The sequence below is a fragment of the Paenibacillus rhizoplanae genome (genome assembly GCF_042684125.1).
Classification (GTDB): Bacteria; Bacillota; Bacilli; order Paenibacillales; family Paenibacillaceae; genus Paenibacillus_AQ; species Paenibacillus_AQ rhizoplanae.
Map to the genome: position 1 here is coordinate 44,047 of NZ_JBHUKY010000078.1, position 670 is coordinate 44,716.

At 45.5% G+C, this 670-nt stretch carries 1 pseudogene; it reads left to right on the forward strand.

The features are described from left to right. A pseudogene (locus ACFSX3_RS28795) lies at positions 1–670 on the forward strand (RNA-guided endonuclease TnpB family protein); the annotation flags it as partial.

Consider the following 670-nt stretch of genomic DNA (forward strand, 5'->3'; position numbering starts at 1 on the left):
AGAACAAAAAAAGAGGGGGTGAGACCCTGCAAACCGTAACGATTCAAATCCGCATTTTTCCACCCTGTCCGTCTATACTGGTGGATATGGGGGGCGAATATATTCGAACCGTCAACGAATTAACGGAGCAAGCTGAAAGGTCTGGAACGTTTCCGAAACTAACTTCAAAAACCGTTCATGCCAATCTCCCCTCTGCTGTAAAGAATCAAGTGATTCGAGATGCCAAAAGCCTATTTCAGCGGTTCAAGAAAACGAAGAAGCGACCTCTTCTCCAAAAGAGGGTGTACTACGTGAACAATCAAAATTATACGATTTGGGGCAACACCATTTCTTTCCCGGTGATCCTGGATGGAAAAGTACAACGTCTTGCGGTTCCTGCGCTTCTTTCGGATCGGGAGCGAGACATCCTTTCGAATGGGAAGCTTGGACTTCTGCGCGTGGTTCAAAAATCAGCAAAATGGTTTGTTCAAATTTCAATCGAACGCCCCACCAAACCAGTCGATGGTGATGAAGTGATGGGGATTGATCTAGGCTTGAAAGTGCCTGCTGTTGCCGTAACCTCAAGCGGCAAGACAAAATTTTGCGGAAATGGACGTAAAAACAAATTTGTTCGCCGTAAGTACAGCAGCTATCGCCGCAAATTAGGAAAGCTTAAAAAGTTATCCGCGAT